This is a genomic window from Nonomuraea sp. NPDC049637 (assembly GCF_040675235.1).
Lineage (GTDB): Bacteria > Actinomycetota > Actinomycetes > Streptosporangiales > Streptosporangiaceae > Nonomuraea.
In genome coordinates this window covers 83598-101555 of record NZ_JBFAOM010000023.1, presented here as the reverse complement: position 1 = coordinate 101555, position 17958 = coordinate 83598, and the positions used below count along the sequence as shown (strand labels likewise).

The window sequence follows — 17958 nt, the reverse complement described above, 5'->3', positions numbered from 1 at the left end:
TTCCCTACGAAAGTCTCAGTTGTTCTTTGTTGATTGCGGGATCCAAAAGCATGATGTGATCACGCGCGGGTTCCCCCCGCCGAAATCCGATCTCGCCTCCCTGTTCTTGGTCGGAATACACCAATCCCCCCGCCGGATCGCGGGGGGAAAGCCTGTTGGAGCAGATCCTAGGCGCGGCGTCTTGCGGCCACGGCGTTCGCCACGGCGATCAGCACACCGATCCCGAAGATGAGCGTACCCATCACGTTGACCTGCGGTGGAATGCCGGTCTTCACCGCACCCACGATCCACAGGGGGAAGGTGACGGTCGAGCCGTTGACGAAGCTCGTCACCACGTAGTCGTCGATCGACAGCGCGAAGGAGAGCATCGCGCCCGCGAGCACGCCCGGCATGATCGAGGGCAGCGTCACCTGCCGGAACGTGCCCCAGGCGGTCGCGCCGAGGTCCTTGGCCGCCTCCTCCAGCGACGGGTCGAGCGTGATGACCCGCGCCCTGACCGTCACCACGACGAAGGAGAGCGAGAACAGCACGTGCGCGACGATGATCGTGTTGCCGTCGCGCGGCACGTTGCCGGAGACGAACAGCGACAGCAGCGAGGCCCCCATCACCAGCTCCGGCGTGGAGATGGCGGCGAAGACCAGGAAGTTCGTGGCGCCGAGGCCGCGGAAGCGGTGCCGGCCGACGGCCAGGCCCAGCATCGTCCCGATGACGACCGTGATCACGGTGCTGACCAGGGCGATCACGATGGAGTTGCGCAGCGCCGTGGTCAGGTCGGAGATCTCGAAGAGCTCGCCGTACCACTTGAGGGTGAAGCCCTGCCAGCTCGTGTTCGACTTGCTCTTCTTGTCGTTGAAGCCGAACAGGATCATGACCGCGATCGGCGACGACAGCCACAGGATGATCAGCCAGGTGTAGACGTGCAGCAGGCGGTCGCCGAACCTGCCCCGCGCGCCCCTGCTCATTGCTCGCTCGCCGCTCATCGCGCCGCCGCCTCCAGGACGTTCTCGGTGCCGAGCGCGCGGGCGTAGACGAAGATGCCCACCAGCAGGATCGCCATCAGCGTGAACGACAGCGCCGAGGCGGTCGGGTAGTCGAGGTTGGTCAGGTACTCGGTCTGGATGATGTTGCCGATCATGGTGTTGGCCGTGCCGCCGAGGATCTGCGCGTTGACCGGGTCGGCGGTCGCGGGCACGAACGTCATCAGCACCCCGGCGAAGACGCCGGGCAGCGACAGCGGCAGCACCACCCGGCGGAAGGCCCCGGCGCGGGTGGCGTACAGGTCCTGGGCCGCCTCCACCACCCGCGGGTCCACCCGCTCCAGGGCCACGTAGATCGGCAGGATCATGAACGGCAGGAAGTTGTAGGTGAGCCCGCCCACCACGGCCACGGTCGTGGCCAGCACGTGGAAGCCCTCCGGCAGCAGCCCCCAGCCCTTCAGCGTCCCGAACAGGATGCCGTTGTCGGCCAGCAGGAAGTTCCACGAGATCGTCCGCAGCACGAACGAGACGAAGAACGGCAGCAGCAGCAGGAACAGGTACACCGACTTGCGGCTGCCGCCCTTGAAGGCGATCCAGTACGCCACCGGGTACCCGATCACCAGCATGGCCACCGTGGCCAGGCCGCCGTACAGGAGCGAGCGCAGCAGCTGGTCGCTGTACCTGCCGAGCGCGTCGGCGTAGTTGGAGAAGCTGAACGTCATCGCATAGCCGTCGATGGCGTTGCCCGTCTGGAGCGAGACCGACGCCATCGCCACCATGGGCACGATCAGGAAGATCGCCAGCCACAGCCAGCTCGGCAGGGCGAGCAGGTAGGGGGTGAGCCGTTTCATGGCTATGCCTGGGTGATCGACTGGAAGATGGAGTTGAACACCTGCTCCTGCTGGGTGGTCAGCGTGGTGTAGGTGCGCAGCTTGGCGTAGTCGGCCTCCGAGGGGAACATGAGCGAGCTGTCCACCATGTCCTCCAGGGCCTTCTTGTCCTCGCCCTTGGCCGTCTTGGCCTTCTCGCGCATGAGGTCCTGCACGGCCGGCACCGGGGTGACGAACTGGATGAACTCGTCGAGTTCGGCGGCCACCGCGGGCTGGTACAGGTAGTCCATGAGGGTGAGCGCGTCCACGGGGTTGGCCGCGCCCTTGGGGATGAGCATGTTGTCGGTCCAGATCGTGCCGCCCTCCGCCGGCACCACGAACTTGACCGGCTCGCCGGCGAGCTGCCGCTGGAAGACGTCGCCCGACCAGGCCATGGTCAGCCAGACGTCGCCCTTGGAGACCGCGTCGATGTAGCTCTGGTCGTAATATTTCCGGACGATTCCCGCGTCACGCTGCTGCTTGAGCTTCTCCCCGGCCTTCTTCCAGTCGGCCTCGGTCGACTTCTCCGGATCGACGCCCAGCGCGAACATGCCGAAGTTGCCGATCTCCTGCGCGTCGGCCATCATCCCGACCCGCCCCTTGTACTTGGGGTCGAACAGGGCCTCGATGCTGGTGATGTCGTCCTTGACGTACTTGGTGTTGTACGCGATGCCGGTCACGCCCGAGGAGTAGGGCATCGTGTACTGGTTGCCCGGGTCGTAGGCGCGTTCCTTGTACTTCTCACCGGCGTTGGCCAGGAAGTTCGGCATCCGGCTGTGGTCGAGCGGCACGATGTAGCCGAGCTCGACCATGTGCTGGAGCTGCACGCCGTTGGTCATCACGATGATGTCGTAGCCGAGCGACTGGCCGGCGCGGAGCACGGGGTCGGCCTTGCCGAAGAACTCCGCGTTCTCCTGGATGACCTCCTTGTACTCCACGGAGATCCCGGTGGTCTGGGTGAACTTCTTCAGCGGGGCCTGGTCCTCGGGCATGTACTCGGGCCAGTTGGCGAAGACGAGCTTGCCGTGCTTGCTCTGCTTGGACCAGTAGTCCTGGACGGCGTCGGCCTTCGGAGGGGCGGCCTTCTGGCCCTGGACGCCGCAGGCGGCGAGCGCGAGGCCGGCGGCGGACAGGCCGGTGACACGGAAGAAGTCGCGGCGGGTGCGGGGCTGGGTCATGCCCCTCAGGAGGGCGGGGGTGATCTGGCGGGGGTTCATGGGGTGCTATCAACTTCCAATCACATAAGAGTGCTGCGCCTCCCACGACAGCCACACGGAGTCGCCCCGCTCCGCGGTCGCCGTCGCGTCATGCGCGTTCTGCTCGAACACGGTGATGTCGGCCCCGTCGGCGAGCTTCACCGCGTAGCTGTTGGAGGTGCCCAGGTAGACCATCTCCGTGACGGTCCCGGGGACGGCGCTCAGCCCGGGTCCCGGCTCGTCCGCGCAGATCGTGATCTTCTCGGGGCGGACGGTCACCGTCACGTCGCCCTCGTGGTCCGGCACCAGCACCCGGCCGCCGCCGATCGCCAGCACCCCGCCGGTCACCGTCCCGGTGATCAGGTTGGAGGTGCCGATGAACCCCGCCACGAACGCGGTGGCCGGCCGTTCGTAGATCTCCCGCGGGCTCGCCAGCTGCTCGACCAGCCCGTCGTTCATCACCGCGATCCTGTCGCTCATGGTCAGAGCCTCGTTCTGGTCGTGCGTCACGTACACGAACGTGATGCCGACCTCGCGCTGGATGCGCTTGAGCTCGATCTGCATGGCCTGGCGCAGCTTGAGGTCGAGCGCGCCCAGGGGCTCGTCGAGCAGCAGCGCCCGCGGCCGGTTGACCAGCGCGCGGGCCAGCGCCACGCGCTGCTGCTGGCCGCCGGACATCTCGCGCGGCCGGCGCTTCTCCCGGCCGGTCAGGTCGACGATCTCCAGCATCTCGCCGACCCGCCGCCGGATCTCCTCCGGCGGCGTCTTGCGCTGCTTCAGGCCGAACGCCACGTTGTCCCACACGCTCATGTGCGGGAACAGGGCGTAGGACTGGAAGACCATGTTGACGTCGCGCTTGTTCGGCGGGACGTCGGTGACGTCCTTGCCGTGCAGCCTCACGAGCCCTTTGGTGGGCTCCTCGAAGCCGGCGATCATCCTCATGGTCGTGGTCTTGCCGCATCCGGACGGGCCGAGGAGGGAGAAGAACTCCCCCTCGGCGATGTCCAGCGACACACCCTTGACCGCCTGGACGACCTCGCCGTGCGAGAGGTACTCCTTGACGACGTCCTCAAGCTGAATTGCGGATAGCTCGGTCATGTCCAGGGTTCGTCCTTATTCGCCGATGTAGTGCATGACGTGCTTGACCCTGGTGTAGTCGTGCAGACCGAACACCGACAGGTCCTTGCCGTACCCGGAGTGCTTGAAGCCGCCGTGCGGCATCTCCGAGACGAACGGGATGTGCGTGTTGACCCAGACCACGCCGAAGTCGAGGCGGTTCGACATGCGCATGGCGCGGCCGTGGTCGGAGGTCCACACCGAGCTGGACAGGCCGTACTTCACGTCGTTGGCCTTGGCCAGCGCGTCGGCCTCGTCGGTGAACGTCTGGACGGTGATGACGGGGCCGAAGACCTCGTTCTGCACCATCTCGTCGTCCTGCCGCAGGCCGTCCACGACGGTCGGGGCGAAGAAGTAGCCCTTGTCGCCGACCCGGTTGCCGCCGGTGAGCACCTTGGCGTGGCCGGGGACCCGGTCGATGAAGCCCTGGACCCTGGCGAGCTGGTTCTCGTTGTTGAGCGGGCCGTAGAGCGCTTCCTCGTTGTCCAGGTCGCCGGTCACGGTCGCGGCGGCGGCCTCGGTCAGCGCGGCCACGAACTCGTCGTGCACGCTCTCCTGGACGAGCACGCGGCAGGCCGCGGTGCAGTCCTGGCCGGCGTTGTAGAGACCGGCGCCGGCGATGTCGGCGGCGGCCTTGGCGAGGTCCTTGACGTCCTCGAAGACCACGACCGGCGCCTTGCCGCCGAGCTCCAGGTGCACCCGCTTGAGGTCGTCGGCGGCGCTCTTGGCGACCGCCATGCCCGCGCCGACGGACCCGGTGATCGCCACCATGGCGGCGGTCGGGTGGCCCACGACGAGCGCGCCGGTCTCGCGGTCGCCGGTGACGACGTTGAAGACGCCGGGCGGCAGCACCGAGCCGACGATCTCGGCCAGCTTGAGCGTGGAGGCCGGGGTGGTGTCCGACGGCTTGAGGACGATCGTGTTCCCGGCGGCCAGCGCCGGGGCGATCTTCCACACGGCCATCATCATCGGGTAGTTCCAGGGGGTGACCTGGCCGACGACGCCGATGGGCTCGTGCCTGATGACGCTGGTGTGCTCGGCGAGGAACTCCCCGGCCGTGGGCCCCTCCAGGGTGCGCGCGGCGCCGGCGAAGAAGCGGAAGTGGTCGGCCGCTACCGGCGTCTCGTCCTCGGCCATGCGGGCGCGGGGCTTGCCGGTGTTGAGGCACTCGGCCTCGTTGATCTCGTCGGCCCGGGCGTCGATCGCGTCGGCGACCTTGAGCAGCAGGTTCGCCCGCTCACCGGGGGTGGTCCGACCCCACGACTCGAACGCGGCGGCCGCCGCGGCGTAGGCCGCGTCGACGTCCTCGACGCCGGAGATCGGGGCCTGAAGGTAGGCCTCTCCCGTGCAAGGGTCGATGATGTCGGAGAACCGGCCGCTCTGGGCGTCCACGAACTCACCGTTGATGAAGTTCTGCAGACGGGTGGTCAATGCACGACCTCCTCGTTGAGGTGGCTGAGATGCCGCGACTCTTACAGAGCAGATGCATCTGGACAAGGGATTTCGTGGTGAAGATATCAAATTGCTACGAATTCGCTTGACACACCGCCAAGAACTGACAACATGTCGCACCAGGACGGCAATCGAGCGGGAACGCCCCCGTAACGCCGGACCGCTAGGAGGATTCCTCTGACATGACGACGCCGCCCCGCGTACGACGAAACAACGCCAGTTCCGGGCCCGTCGTGCTCGACGATCTCTCCAAGCAGATCATCGAGCAGCTCCAGTCAGACGGGCGCATGCCCTACGCGGCGATCGGCAAGGCCGTCGGGCTCTCCGAGGCCGCGGTCCGTCAGCGCGTCCAGCGGTTGCAGGACGCCGGGGTGATGCAGATCGTCGCGGTCACCGACCCCCTCACCCTCGGCTTCCCCCGCCAGGCGATGATCGGGGTCAACTGCGAGGGCGACCTGGAGTCGGTGGCCGACGAGCTGTCGGCCATCGAGGAGATCGACTACGTGGTGCTCACGGCGGGCTCCTTCGATGTGATCGTCGAGGTGGTCTGCGAGGGCGACGGGCACCTGCTGGAGATCCTCAGCAAGATCCGGGCCATCCCCGCCGTCCGGGCCACGGAGTCGTTCGTGTACCTGAAGCTGCGCAAGCAGTCGTACTCCTGGGGCACGCGCTAACCGATCCGCGCCACGGCCCGCACGGGCGCGCCGTCGGCGCCGTCGAGCCGCAGCGGCATCATCCAGACCTCGATCGGCCGCCCCCGGGCCTGGGCGTCCAGCAGCCGGTCGAGGCCGGTGAGGTTCTCGGCGATCACGGCGTGCGCCCCGCACAGGACGCGGTGGGCCGGGAAGTCGTCGGCTGGCGTGGGATCGACGCTCAGCGCGTCGATGCCGACCGTGCGCACGCCCCGCTCGACCAGCAGCGTGGCGGCCTCCTCGGTGAGGAAGGGGTGGCCCAGGTACGACTCGCCACCCCAGTGGGCCGACCAGCCGGTCGCGACCAGCACGATCGGCGCCTGGCCGCCGGACGGCCGGGCCGGGCCGTCGAGCAGCCCGGCCCCGATCGGCGACCGGGGCGCGAGCCCCCGGGCGTCGGCCACCACGGCGGGCCCGGCGAAGCGGGACAGCGGCAGGGCGCCGAGCGCCGGCAGCGCGTCGTCGATGTGGAAAGGGGCGTCGACGTGGGTGCCCGACTGCGAGCCGAGGTGCAGGCCCAGCACGTTGACGCCGTCGCGGGCGACGGTGAGCGCCGGGGCGACCGAGACCTCGGGGTCGCCCGGATAGACGGGCATCCCGGTCTCGACGGGCACCGACAGGTCGACGAGTTCCATCACGCCATCGATTCTGCCGCGTCCACGATGGGCAGGATCGGCGTGTCGGCCGAGCGCACCAGGCGCGGGCCGCGCGGGCCGTACACCTCGCGCGGTTCGGGGAAGAGCGCGAGCAACGCCAGGTAGAGCACGGCCGCGACCGCGAGGCCCAGCGGCAGCGAGACGTCCACGCCGCCGGCCAGGTCTCCCAGCGGCCCGACGAACTGGCCGGGCAGGTTCACGAACATCAGCGCCACGGCGGCCGCGAGCAGCCACGCCGTGAGGCCGCGCCAGTTCCAGCCGTGGGTGAACCAGTACCGCCCGCCGCGCTGCCGCCGGTTGAAGACCTGCAGGGCGTCGGGGTCGTACCAGCCTCTGCGGGTCACGTAGCCGAGCATCATGATGACCATCCAGGGGGCGGTGCAGGTGATGATCAGCGTGGCGAACGTGGAGATGCTGGCCGTCAGGTTGGCCGCGAAGCGCCCGACGAAGATGAACACGATCGACAGGGTGCCGATGAAGACGGTCGCCTGCACCCGGGAGAAGCGCGGGAACACGCTGGAGAAGTCGAGCCCGGTCCCGTACAGGGAGGTGGTGCCGGTGGACATGCCGCCGATCAGCGCGATCAGGCAGACCGGGACGAAGTACCAGGCCGGCGAGATCGCCAGCAGCCCGCCCACGTAGTTGGGCGCGGCCGGGTCGACGTACTCGGCGGCCTTGGCGGCGATGATCGAGGCGGTGGCCAGCCCGAAGAAGAACGGCAGGATGGTGGCGATCTGCGACAGGAAGGCCGCCGCCATCACGCGGGAGCGCGGGGTGGCGGCCGGGATGTAGCGGGACCAGTCGCCCAGGAAGGCGCCGAAGGACACGGGGTTCGACAACACGATCAGCGCCGCGCCGATGAACGACGGCCAGAACAGCGGGTCGCCGGCCGCCAGCGTCCCGGGATAGGACGGGTCGAAGTCCCCGGCGAAGGCGAACAGCCCGAGCACGAACAGCAGCGACGCCGCCGCGACCGCGATCTTGTTGACGAACAGCATGAAGCGGAAGCCGTACACGCAGACCACGAGGACGAGCAGGGCGAAGACGGCGTAGGCCACCCCGTAGGACAGGTCGGTGTCGGGCAGCCCGACGAGCCGGTGCGCGCCGCCCACCAGCGCGTCGCCGGACGACCACACCGAGATCGAGAAGAACGCGATGGCGGTCAGCAGCGACAGGAACGAGCCGACCACCCGGCCGTGCACGCCCAGGTGGGCCGAGGAGGAGACGGCGTTGTTGGTGCCGTTGAGCGGCCCGAACAGCGACAGCGGGGCCAGGATCAGCGCCCCGACCACCAGGCCGAGCACGGTGGCCGCGAGCCCCTGCCAGAACGACAGGCCGAACAGGATGGGGAAGGCGCCCAGCACGCAGGTGGCGAACGTGTTCGCGCCCCCGAAGGCGACCCGGAACAGGTCGAACGGCCCGGCGGTGCGGTCGGCGTCGGGGATGCGCTCGACGCCGTAGGTCTCGATCTCGGTGATGCTCATGTCTTCTCCTGCATCGCCAGCAGGCTGACGAGGTCGTAGGCCACGTGGGAGGCGGCGACCGAGGTGATCTCGGCGTGGTCGTAGGCGGGGGCCACCTCGACCACGTCGGCCCCGATCAGGCGGCAGCCGGCCAGACCGCGGAGGATCTCCAGCAGCTCCCGGCTGGTGAGCCCGCCGGCCTCCGGCGTGCCGGTGCCGGGGGCGTGGGCGGGGTCGAGCACGTCGATGTCGACGGAGACGTAGAGCGGGCGGTCGCCGACGCGCTGCCGCAGCACGTCGATGACCTCGTCCAGGCCGCGGCGCAGCACGTCGGCGGCGGTCAGGATGCCGAAGCCGAGCCGCCGGTCGTCCTCCAGGTCCTTCTTGCCGTACAGCGGGCCCCGGATGCCGACGTGGCTCAGCGCCTCGGTGTCGAGCAGGCCCTCCTCGACCGCCCGGCGGAAGGGGGTGCCGTGGGTGTACTCGGCGCCGAAGTAGGTGTCCCAGGTGTCGAGGTGCGCGTCGAAGTGCAGCAGCGCCACCGGGCCGTGCTTCCTGGCCGCCGAGCGCAGCAGCGGCAGCGCGATCGTGTGGTCGCCGCCGATGGTGACCAGCCGGGCGTCCAGCTCGTCGGCCGCGGCCTCGATGGTCTCGACGGCCTCGCCGATGTCGAACGGGTTCGCCGCGATGTCACCGGCGTCGGCGACCTGGACACGCTCGAACGGCGAGACGTCCAGCCCCGGATGGTAGGGCCGCAGCAACCGGCTGGCCTCCCGTACGGCGGCGGGGCCGAACCGGGCGCCCGGACGGTAGGACACGCCCGCGTCGAAGGGCACGCCCACGACGGCCACGTCCGCCCGCTCGACCTGGTCGAGCCGGGGCAGCCGGGCGAAGGTGGCGGGCCCGGCGAAACGCGGGACCCGAGAGGAGTCAACGGGACCGATGTGCATGCTCGTCAGTGTTCGTCACGCCTCTGACCTGCGGCAATTGTTACTCCCACAAAGTAATACGGTGTGTGTTGTGGCTGACCACAAGCTGACGGTCGAAGACCTTCTCCGCTCCCCCGCTCTCCAGCTCCGCGTGCTCGCCGGCGAGGCCGGGCTGTCCCGCTCGGTCTCGTGGGCGCACGTCAGCGAGCTGGCCGATCCGACGCCCTGGCTGCTCGGCGCCGAGGTCATCATGACGACCGGGCTCGCGCTGCCGCGCCCGGCCGCCCGGCAGCGCGCCTACCTCGAACGCCTCGACGACGCGGGGGTCTCGGCGCTCGCCCTGTCGGCCCAGTTGCACGTCCCGCCGCTGCACCAGGCGTTCTTCGAGGCCGCCGAGGAGCGCGGCATGCCGGTGCTGGAGGTGCCGCTCGCGGTGCCGTTCATCGCCGTCTCGCAGGAGGTGGCGGCGGCGCTCCAGGAGGACGCCAGCCACCGGCTGGGCGCCCAGCTCCAGGTGTTCGGCGCGCTGCGCTGGCTGGCCGCCGAAGACCTCGACACCGTCACCCTGTTCAAGCGCCTGGAACGGCTGTCCGGCTACGACGTCTACCTGTGCACGCCGCAGGGCCGGCCGTTGCTGCCCGGCGTGCCGGTGCCGGCGCTCGACGTGCTGCCCGCCGAGCCCGACGCGCCGCCCACGATCCCGGGTGGCTTCGCGCTGCCGGTGCCGGCGCCCGGCGGCCCCGCCGGGTTCCTGGTGGCCTTCGAGCGGGAGGGCGCGCGGCCCGCCGGGCTGGCCGTGGTCCAGCACATCGCCACCGTGGCCGCCCTCCAGGTCGCCATGGCCAGGCACGAGCGCGAGACGCTGCGCCGCGAGGGCGCCGAGACGCTGGCCGAGCTGCTCCAGGACGTGCTCGACCCGCCCGCGGCCCGGCGCCGGCTGGCCAGGATGGGCCTGCCCCTGGAGACCGGGTCGGTGCTGCTGGTCGTGCGGCACGCGCCCGACGACGCGCTGCGCCGGGCGGTGGGCGAGCTGCCGCACCTGCTGCTGCGGCGCGGCGACGACCACTACCTGCTGGGGCCGCCCGAGCTGGGGCCGGCGGTGGCCGCCGTGCCCGGGGTCAGCGCGGGGGTGAGCCGGCCGTTCCCGCCGGGCGAGTCGTTGCGGGTCGCCCAGCGCGAGGCCGTGTGGGCGGCCGCGCACGCCGCCGAGTCGGGCAAGGCGCTGGTCCACTACGGCGACGACACCACCGGCCGCTGGCTGCCCGACGACCCCTCGACGCTGTCGGCCCTGGTCGACCACGTGCTGGGCGAGGTGCTGGCCTACGACGAGGCCCACGACTCGCGGCTGCTGCTGTCGGTGCGCACGTGGATGGAGCGCAACCGCCACGTCGAGGACGCGGCGGCGGCGCTGCACGTCCACCCCAACACGCTGGCCTACCGGCTGCGCCGGTTCGCCGCGCTGAGCGGGCGCGACCTGTCGTCCAGCGCGGCGTTCGCGGAGGTCTGGCTGGCCGTGCGCGCGGCCCGCCAGCTCGGCCTGTGCTAGGGCCGTGGGGTCAGCGGAGCTGGACGGTGGCGATCTCCCACGGCCTCAGCGGCAGCCTGAGGGTGCCGTCCGCCGTCTCCAGCGGCTCGCCGGGGCTGCCGGTCAGGCCGGCCCGCCTGGCCCGGGTGAAGGCCCCCCGCACCACGGCCTCGGTGCCGGACGCGGTGAGCGCCACCAGGCGCAGCTCGTGCCAGTCGTCGCGGCGGCGCAGCGAGCTCATCGTCACGCCCTGACCGGACACCGACAAGCCGTGCGCCGCCGGCGGCGGGGTCAGGTCGCGGTCGCCGCCGCCCGGCACCACCAGCAGGTCGTGCCGGTACAGCTCCGCCTGCGGCGGCACGTCCCGCCAGTCCAGGTACGGCATCAGCGCCAGCGACACGGTGTGCGGCCCGCGTGACTGCGCGGCGGGGGTCGGCAGTTGCGGGCCGGCGGGCTCGGGGCGCAGCCTGTTGTGGTTGCGCGACAGGTAGCCGACCGAGCGCAGCAGCGTGAGGGCCAGCTCGTACCCGTCGTCCAGCAGCTCGTACTCGGTGACGTGCTCCAGCAGCGCGGCGACGCCGCCGGCGGCCACCCAGCCGGAGGCGGGGAAGGTGGGCAGCGGGGTCTCGCCGCAGCCGCCCTCCGCCTCCAGCTCCCGCCGCACGATCGCGAACTGCCCCTCGGCCAGCGAATGGTCGGCCCGCCTGGGCAGCGGCACGTGCAGCCGCACCCGGTGGTCCGCGCACCGGTTGTCGAACGACACCCGCAGCCGGACGAACGGCTCGCCCGCCCGCAGCTCGACCCGCATGGTGACCACGACGTCCTCGGTCGCGCCGGTGCGCGCGGGCGGCGGCAGCTCCGGCGTGTTCGGGACGGCCTCGCCCGCCGCCGGCCACAGGTAGACCCGGGTGATCTCCACGGCGGCGACGAGCGGGCCGCCTTCGATGATCTCCGCCTCGATCGAGATCGGCTCGGACACGACCAGGTCGTCGGCGGGGGGCGCGTGGTTGTAGGTGTCGCCGGAGTCGCCGCCGTCCTCGATGCGGCCCACGCCGGTGATCGTCCGGCCGTCCTCGCCGAACAGGCCGAGGGTGCCGTCGGGCTCGATCTCGACCCGCAGCAGCCCGTTGTCCATCACCGTGGAGCTGACCTTGATGGGCAGGACGCCGGTGTCGGAGGAGAGCCAGCAGTCCTGGTGGTGGCCGTTGTTGCGGACCTCCGCCAGCGGAGCGGGGTACGTGGGCTCGGGCGGGCCTGGGCGCAGGCTCGTGTGGCCGAGCGCGGGCACCTCGACGAAGGCGGCGACCGTGCTCCGGACCTCGGCCTCGACGCGGACGTAGGTCACGCCGTCGAGCGCGCGGCGCACCTCGGCCTGGTCGAACGGCCCGCGCGGCTCCCTGCCCACGGTGATGAGGAGGGTGTCGTCGAACACCTGCCAGCCGACGACGTGCTGGCCGTACAGCTCGGTGCCGTGCACGAAGCCCAGCACGGTGAGGGGGTCGATGCGCTCGTCCAGCAGCAGCACCGGCGCGCAGTCGAGGGGCTGGGTGGGCACCGCCGCGCCGGAGGGGTCCACCAGCGGCCCGCTGCCGCCGGCCACGTCGGCGATCACCACGCCGCTGCGCACGGCCGGCGTCGGGTTGACGACGAGCACGCCGTCGGCCGGCACCGCCGCCGCCAGCCGCGTGGTCACCATGTCGCGGACGGCCTGCCCGAGCTGCTCGGCCTCGGCGATGCGGGCGGCGACCTGCTGGGCGGTCTCGTCCACGCCGCAGCCGGTGACCGAGTCGTGGCCGCTGGCCTCCACCAGCCGCCGCCAGGCCATGTCGAGGAACCGGCCGGGCCACGGGCCGCCCCAGAGCGTGGCCAGGGGCTCGGCGTAGCGCTCGACCATGCGCTCGGCCCGGCTCATGGCCTGCTTGACGGCGGCGCGGACGGAGATGACGCCGGGCAGGATGTTGGCGCGGGCGTGCGAGCGCAGCTCGCCGACGACCTGCGGCAGCCCCGCGGTGTCACCCGAGAATTTCTCGATATATCCAGACAAGGTGTCCATGCGGGCGCCGACGGCCGCCACCATCTCCGGCAACCCGCGCACGGGAGCCGAGTGGTCGGCGCCGTACATGGCCAGCAGCTCGCCCTCGGGGCCGTGCCAGGCGCGCATGGCGGCGACGAACTCCGCCGCCCGCTCCTCCAGCCCCTTGGCGTCGGAGAACAGGTGGGCGCCGTTGCCGTAGCCGCCCTCGGGCAGGTACTGGGTGCGGATCGCGGTGCCGTCGGGGGCCACCCAGGCGAAGGCGTCGGTCGTCACCGACGCCGGCACCCCGCGGTAGACGCAGGCGTGCTCCAGACCGGCCAGCCGCAGGATCTGCGGCATCTGGGCGGTGTGACCGAACATGTCCGGCAGGTAGCCCACCCGCATCGCGCCGCCGAGCTCGTCCGCGCCGGCCAGCCCGAGTTCGAGGTTGCGCACGATGTTCTCGCCCGAGCACAGGAACTCGTCGAGCAGGATCTGCCACGGCCCGACCGCCAGCCGCCCGGACGCGACGAGCCCCGCGACGCGGTGCCGGTTCTCCGGGCGCACCTCCAGGTAGTCGTCCACGCAGGCGAGCTGGCCGTCGAGGGTGAAGTGGTAGGCGGGCTCGCGTTCCATGGTGTCGAGCACCTCGTCGAGGAGGTCCACCAGCCGCAGCCTGAAGCGCTGGAACGGCTCGTACCACTCCCTGTCCCAGTGCGTGTGCGGTACGACCACTATGTCCATGCCGCCGCCTCCCCTCCGATGGGCAGCCGATGCTGGACGGCGTAGCGGGCGGCGATCCGCTGAGCCGTCACGATGTCCTCCAGTGCGCCGGCCGCGTCGGTGAGCGGCGGGCTGCCATCGTTCACATAAGCATGGAAGGCCGTCAGTTGTACCTCGAACGCCTCGGTCACCTGGCGGTGTTCGGCGCGGGTCTCGGCCCCGGAGACCACGGTCAGGGTGGTGGGCGCGTTCATCAGGTAGGGCGTGGGGAAGACCAGTTCCAGCGTGCCCCCGTCGTGGTGGATCGCGACGGTCTCGCGGTAGGCGGGGTAGCCGTCCAGGTAGTGCCAGCGGATGTGGAACCGGCCCGCCACGGGCAGCGGACCGGAGATCTCCACGGAGCCGGGCGCCGGCCCCCAGCTGTCCACGTGCGCGATCTCCCGCGGCGCTCCGGTGAAGCGCCGCAGCAGGGACAGGTCGTGGCAGATCGAGCCCAGGGAGACCGCGTACACGTTGCGCAGCGACTCCGGGGCGGCCTGGCCCAGCGCCCGGGAGACGAGCGCGTCCTCGGTCTCGCGCAACGCGCCGAGCACGCCGGGGTCGACGTCGCCGGCCCGCGCCAGGTTCGCGAACGCCAGCTGCGACTCCCCGCTGGGATGCAGCACGGTCACCTCGACCGACCGGACGGCCGCCGGGCCACCCAGCTCCTCCAGCAGCGCGACGGCCCGGCGCACGGCCGGGTCGTACTGCTTCATGTAGCCGACCATCAGCCGCCCCTCGGGCAACGCCGCCACCTCCGCCCTGGTCAGCGCGAGCGGCTTCTCGCACAACACGGCGTACCCGGCGGCCAGCGCCCGGCGCACGGTCTCGCCGTGGGAGCCGGAGGCCAGCACCACCACGGCCTCGAACCCGCCGTCGGCCAGCATCTTCGCCAGGGAGGTGTAGCGCCGGGGCGCGCCCAGCCGGTCGCCCACGACGTCGGCCAGCGTGCGCGACAGGTCGCAGACGGCGCTCACCTGGAACAGGTCCCGCCGCCTGGACAACAGCGGCACGTAGACCGCCTGGGTGACGGCCCCGCACCCGACCAGCGCGATCCTCACAGGCCCAGCTCCCTCAGCCGCTCGCGGTTGGCCGCCTGGTCGGCGATGTTCCGCCCGACCGGGCGGCGGCCCGGCATGGTGTCCTGCTCGACCACGATCCAGCCCTCGTAGCCGATGGCGTCGAGCGCCGCCACGACCCCGGGCAGGTCGAGCTCGCCGTCGCCCAGACGGGTGAAGCCGCCCCTGGCCATCAGCTCGCGCAGGTCGGCGCCGTCGTCCAGGGCGGCGGCCAGGATCCCGGTGTCGCCGTCCTTGACGTGCACGTGCCCGACGCGGCCGGCCCACGCGCGCAGCGCCGCGACCGGGTCTCCGCCGGCCAGCAGCAGGTGGCCGGTGTCCAGGCAGAGCTGGACGTCGGTCAGCTCCAGAAGGCGCTCGACGTCGTCGGGGGTCTCGACGTAGGTGCCGAGGTGGTGGTGGAAGGCGGGTTCCAGGCCGCGTTCGCGGCAGCGGTCGGCGGCGTCCTGGACGCGGGCGGCGTATCCGGGCCAGTCGGCGGCGGGCAGCCCGGGGACGCTCCCGCCGGGCCTGGCGAACCTCTCGGGCGAGCCCGAGCAGGCCAGCGTGGGCCGCGGCGCGAAGAGGGCGGGCGCCTGCGGCGCGGCGGCGAACACGTCGAGCGCCGCCTCCAGCGCGGGCAGCCCCCGCCGGTACGCCTCGGCGTCGCCGTAACGCAGGTCGACCCAGCCGCCGGCGAGCAGCAGGCCGTGCGCCGACAGCCGGGCGGCCAGGCCGGGGCCGGTGCCGAGATAGCCGATGGGCCCGGAGTCGATGCCCGCGTAACCGGCCTCGGCCAGCGCGCGGGCCATGTCGTCGGGGCCCAGGGGCGGCGGCGCGTCGCTGAGCTCGAACACGCCGAAGCTCACCGGCGCGTTCGCGACTCTCCTCACTCGCATAGGGCGATCACCTCGTTCTCGTGGGTCTCCAGGCGGTGGCGTCCCTCGGTCGCGGGAAGCAGCGCCCGCTCGCCGCGTACGACCTGGCGGGCGCCGCCGGGGCGGACCAGCACCAGGCCGTCGGCGTCGAGCGCGAGCAGCTCGTCGCCCAGCCGCAGCAGCAGCGGCGCGTCCGGTGCCGCCGAGACCGCGGTGCGCCCGGCGCGGACGCCGTCGAGCACCGCGCCCGGCTCCTCGGCCAGCACCCACGTGGTCGGCGCGCCCGGGAGGCCGTCGCTGCCGGGCCGGTGGAAGTCACTGCCGCCGATCGCCACCACGTCGTCGCGCCAGGCGTCGGCCCAGGCCAGCGGCGCGCCCCAGCGGCGGTCCCACCACCCGGAGCTCCACACCTCGGCCACCCTCGGGCGCTCGCCGACCGGCAGCAGCCAGGCGCAGTCGCCGCCCAGCGGGTGGTTGATCGAGATCAGGCCGCCGGCGCGCCCGGCGTGCTCGGTCCAGGAGTCGGCGGGCCGCCGGAAGTCCACCCAGCCGACCTCGCCGAACACGTTGGCGTGGCCGCGGTCGGTGGTGACCTCCTGGCCGGGGATGAGCGTGACGCCGCGGTCGGTCGCGCGCAGCCAGGGGTGGTGGCTGACGGTGTTGTGGTCGGTGACCGCCAGGAAGTCGAGCCCCCGGCCGCGGGCCAGCTCGGCCAGCTCGGCGACGGTGAGCGCGCCGTCGCTGTGGACGGTGTGCGCGTGGAAGTCACCGGCGAACCAGCGCAACCCGCCGACGTCGGGCACGTCCCTGCGCGGCGGCCGTTCGCCGGGCGGCGGCTCGGCGGCGACCGGCTCCGGCGGGGCCGTGCGCGCGGCCGAGAGCTCCAGGCTGAAGTCGAGCCCCTGCGGCGGCACGCGGTGCAGCCCGAGCCACACGTGCCAGGCGCCGGGCTCGGGGACGCCGGGCAGGTAGCCGGGGGTGGCCCAGCCGCGGGTGATCGTGAACTCCGAGCGCGCACCTCCCGACCAGCCGCGGAAGCCGCCCGGCGAGCCGCAGCCGAGGTCGAGCACGCCCTGCGACCGGTCGTAGTCGAGCCGCACGGTGACGGACTCCGACCCGGCGGGCACCTCGAAGGGCACCTCGCGCAACGACCGCTCCAGCCGGTCGTCCAGGCTCCAGTGGCCTTTCACGCCGGTCCGCCCTTGCCTGAGGCGGGGCGGAAAGAGAGCTTGGTGATGTGCTGTTCGTGATGGACGCCGTTGGGGACGAACATGAGCGAACCTCCTCACCGCCCGACACTACAGAAGTGAGGTGACGGTGGCCCGTCCTGAAGGATCATCAACAACATAGCGGACATCCTTATGTCATGACAATATGCCATAGTGTCGAGGTAGGGTGCGTCCTCTGGAGGTGCGTTGTACGACCTGATCACGATCGGCCGCTGCGGCGTCGACGTCTATCCGCTGCAGACCGGCGTCGGGCTGGCCGACGTCGAGACCTTCGGCAAGTTCCTCGGCGGCAGCCCGACCAACGTCGCCGTCGCGGCGGCGCGTCACGGGCTGCGCTCGGCGGTGATCACCGCGGTGGGCGCCGACCCCTTCGGCGCGTACGTCCGACGGGCCATCCGCGACTTCGGCGTGGACGACGCCTACGTGAGCGTCATCGAGGGCCCGGCCACCCCGGTCACGTTCTGCGAGATCTTCCCGCCCGACCACTTCCCCATCTGGTTCTACCGCGGCGAGCACCCGCCCGACCTGCGCCTCACCCCCGGCCACCTCGACCTCGACGCCATCCGCTCGACCGGCCTGTTCTGGTTCTCCCTCACCGGCCTGAGCAAGGAGCCGAGCCGCGCCGCCCACGCCGCCGCCCTGTCGGCCCGCACCTCCGGCTGGACCGTGTTCGACCTCGATCACCGTCCGGCGCTGTGGGAGTCCCGCGCGGCCGCCCGCGCGGCGGCGCGCGAGGCGCTGCCGCACGCGAACGTGGCCGTCGGCAACCTGGACGAGGTGGAGACCGCCATGGGCGTGCGCGAGCCGGAGGCGGCGGCGCAGGCCCTGCTCGACGCCGGGGTCGAGGTGGCGATCGTCAAGATGGGCCCCGACGGCGTCCTGGCCCGCACCGCCACCGGGACCGTCGTGGCCGAGCCGGTCGAGGTGAAGGTGGTCAACGGCATCGGCGCCGGGGACGCGTTCGGCGGCGCCGTCTGTCTCGGGCTGCTGCGCGGCTGGCCGCTGGAGCGCACGATCCGCTTCGCCGGCGCCGCCGGCGCGTTCGTGGCCGCCCGGCTGGCCTGCGCCGACGCCATGCCCACCACCGACGAGGTGCACGAGCTGCTGAACGAGGTGCCCAGGTGAGCGACCTCACGCTGCCC

The 17958-nt window shown here is 71.8% G+C and carries 15 protein-coding genes; 3 read left to right on the top strand and 12 right to left on the bottom strand.

What is annotated here, in order from left to right:
* Positions 1-167 precede the first annotated feature (167 nt).
* Genes AB0J71_RS28980 through AB0J71_RS28960 form a run of 5 tightly spaced genes read right to left on the bottom strand, consistent with a single transcriptional unit; the run spans position 168 to position 5589 of the window.
* Positions 168-962, bottom strand: a complete 795-nt coding sequence (locus tag AB0J71_RS28980) for an ABC transporter permease (protein ID WP_352322704.1) — start codon at positions 960-962, stop codon at positions 168-170.
* 14 nt (positions 963-976) lie between these two features.
* Entirely contained in the window at positions 977-1828 is an 852-nt protein-coding gene (locus tag AB0J71_RS28975; RefSeq protein ID WP_352322705.1) for an ABC transporter permease, read from the bottom strand.
* Between the two features lie 2 nt (positions 1829-1830).
* Positions 1831-3024, bottom strand: a complete 1194-nt coding sequence (locus AB0J71_RS28970) for a spermidine/putrescine ABC transporter substrate-binding protein (RefSeq protein WP_364416916.1) — start codon at positions 3022-3024, stop codon at positions 1831-1833.
* A 48-nt stretch (positions 3025-3072) separates the two neighbouring features.
* Positions 3073-4140: an ABC transporter ATP-binding protein gene (locus AB0J71_RS28965; RefSeq protein ID WP_352322707.1), complete on the bottom strand. Its 1068-nt coding sequence runs from the start codon at positions 4138-4140 to the stop codon at positions 3073-3075.
* Positions 4141-4155: 15 nt separating this feature from the next.
* Positions 4156-5589 carry a gamma-aminobutyraldehyde dehydrogenase gene (locus tag AB0J71_RS28960; RefSeq protein ID WP_352322708.1) on the bottom strand — a complete coding sequence of 478 codons (1434 nt, stop codon included), beginning with the start codon at positions 5587-5589 and terminating at the stop codon, positions 4156-4158.
* Positions 5590-5792: 203 nt separating this feature from the next.
* Between AB0J71_RS28960 and AB0J71_RS28955 the strand changes: the two genes are divergently transcribed.
* Positions 5793-6284, top strand: coding sequence for an Lrp/AsnC family transcriptional regulator (locus tag AB0J71_RS28955; protein WP_352322709.1), 492 nt, complete (start codon positions 5793-5795; stop codon positions 6282-6284).
* Here AB0J71_RS28955 and AB0J71_RS28950 read toward each other — a convergent pair.
* The 3 genes from AB0J71_RS28950 to speB are packed head-to-tail and all read right to left on the bottom strand — an operon-like array spanning position 6281 to position 9371.
* Positions 6281-6937, bottom strand: a complete 657-nt coding sequence (locus AB0J71_RS28950; protein WP_352322719.1) for a cyclase family protein — start codon at positions 6935-6937, stop codon at positions 6281-6283. The genes AB0J71_RS28955 and AB0J71_RS28950 overlap by 4 nt on opposite strands.
* Positions 6937-8442 carry a cytosine permease gene (locus AB0J71_RS28945; RefSeq protein WP_352322710.1) on the bottom strand — a complete coding sequence of 502 codons (1506 nt, stop codon included), beginning with the start codon at positions 8440-8442 and terminating at the stop codon, positions 6937-6939. Before AB0J71_RS28945 ends, AB0J71_RS28950 begins: the two co-directional genes overlap by 1 nt.
* On the bottom strand, positions 8439-9371 hold the full coding sequence (gene speB, locus AB0J71_RS28940; protein WP_352322711.1) for an agmatinase: 933 nt from the start codon (positions 9369-9371) through the stop codon (positions 8439-8441). The genes AB0J71_RS28945 and speB overlap by 4 nt, the downstream gene beginning before the upstream one ends.
* Before the next feature lie 70 nt (positions 9372-9441).
* On the opposite strand from speB, the gene AB0J71_RS28935 reads away from it, so the two are divergent.
* A complete protein-coding gene (locus AB0J71_RS28935; RefSeq protein ID WP_352322712.1) occupies positions 9442-10896 on the top strand; it encodes a PucR family transcriptional regulator in 1455 nt (484 codons plus the stop codon).
* Positions 10897-10906: 10 nt separating this feature from the next.
* Here AB0J71_RS28935 and AB0J71_RS28930 read toward each other — a convergent pair whose 3' ends face one another.
* Genes AB0J71_RS28930 through AB0J71_RS28915 form a run of 4 tightly spaced genes read right to left on the bottom strand, consistent with a single transcriptional unit; the run spans position 10907 to position 16777 of the window.
* A complete protein-coding gene (locus tag AB0J71_RS28930) occupies positions 10907-13633 on the bottom strand; it encodes an alpha-mannosidase (protein WP_364416914.1) in 2727 nt (908 codons plus the stop codon).
* Positions 13624-14712 carry a Gfo/Idh/MocA family oxidoreductase gene (locus tag AB0J71_RS28925; protein WP_352322714.1) on the bottom strand — a complete coding sequence of 363 codons (1089 nt, stop codon included), beginning with the start codon at positions 14710-14712 and terminating at the stop codon, positions 13624-13626. Before AB0J71_RS28925 ends, AB0J71_RS28930 begins: the two co-directional genes overlap by 10 nt.
* Complete coding sequence (locus tag AB0J71_RS28920; protein WP_364416912.1) at positions 14709-15608, bottom strand: TIM barrel protein; 900 nt, start codon at positions 15606-15608, stop codon at positions 14709-14711. The genes AB0J71_RS28925 and AB0J71_RS28920 overlap by 4 nt, the downstream gene beginning before the upstream one ends.
* A complete protein-coding gene (locus AB0J71_RS28915; protein WP_364416910.1) occupies positions 15599-16777 on the bottom strand; it encodes a CehA/McbA family metallohydrolase in 1179 nt (392 codons plus the stop codon). The genes AB0J71_RS28920 and AB0J71_RS28915 overlap by 10 nt, the downstream gene beginning before the upstream one ends.
* A gap of 225 nt (positions 16778-17002) precedes the next feature.
* On the opposite strand from AB0J71_RS28915, the gene iolC reads away from it, so the two are divergent.
* The gene (gene iolC, locus AB0J71_RS28910; protein ID WP_364416908.1) at positions 17003-17941 is read left to right on the top strand and encodes a 5-dehydro-2-deoxygluconokinase; all 939 of its coding nucleotides are present in this window, start codon (positions 17003-17005) and stop codon (positions 17939-17941) included.
* Positions 17942-17958 lie beyond the last annotated feature (17 nt).

What these genes read in the sequence shown, in the direction of transcription:
- AB0J71_RS28930 (WP_364416914.1), bottom strand. Translation starts at nt 13,633, where the DNA reads ATGGACATAGTGGTCGTACCGCACACGCACTGGGACAGGGAGTGGTAC.
- AB0J71_RS28945 (WP_352322710.1), bottom strand. Translation starts at nt 8,442, where the DNA reads ATGAGCATCACCGAGATCGAGACCTACGGCGTCGAGCGCATCCCCGAC.
- AB0J71_RS28950 (WP_352322719.1), bottom strand. Translation starts at nt 6,937, where the DNA reads ATGGAACTCGTCGACCTGTCGGTGCCCGTCGAGACCGGGATGCCCGTC.
- AB0J71_RS28955 (WP_352322709.1), top strand. Translation starts at nt 5,793, where the DNA reads ATGACGACGCCGCCCCGCGTACGACGAAACAACGCCAGTTCCGGGCCC.
- AB0J71_RS28920 (WP_364416912.1), bottom strand. Translation starts at nt 15,608, where the DNA reads ATGCGAGTGAGGAGAGTCGCGAACGCGCCGGTGAGCTTCGGCGTGTTC.
- AB0J71_RS28970 (WP_364416916.1), bottom strand. Translation starts at nt 3,024, where the DNA reads ATGACCCAGCCCCGCACCCGCCGCGACTTCTTCCGTGTCACCGGCCTG.
- AB0J71_RS28980 (WP_352322704.1), bottom strand. Translation starts at nt 962, where the DNA reads ATGAGCAGGGGCGCGCGGGGCAGGTTCGGCGACCGCCTGCTGCACGTC.
- speB (WP_352322711.1), bottom strand. Translation starts at nt 9,371, where the DNA reads ATGCACATCGGTCCCGTTGACTCCTCTCGGGTCCCGCGTTTCGCCGGG.
- AB0J71_RS28965 (WP_352322707.1), bottom strand. Translation starts at nt 4,140, where the DNA reads ATGACCGAGCTATCCGCAATTCAGCTTGAGGACGTCGTCAAGGAGTAC.
- AB0J71_RS28975 (WP_352322705.1), bottom strand. Translation starts at nt 1,828, where the DNA reads ATGAAACGGCTCACCCCCTACCTGCTCGCCCTGCCGAGCTGGCTGTGG.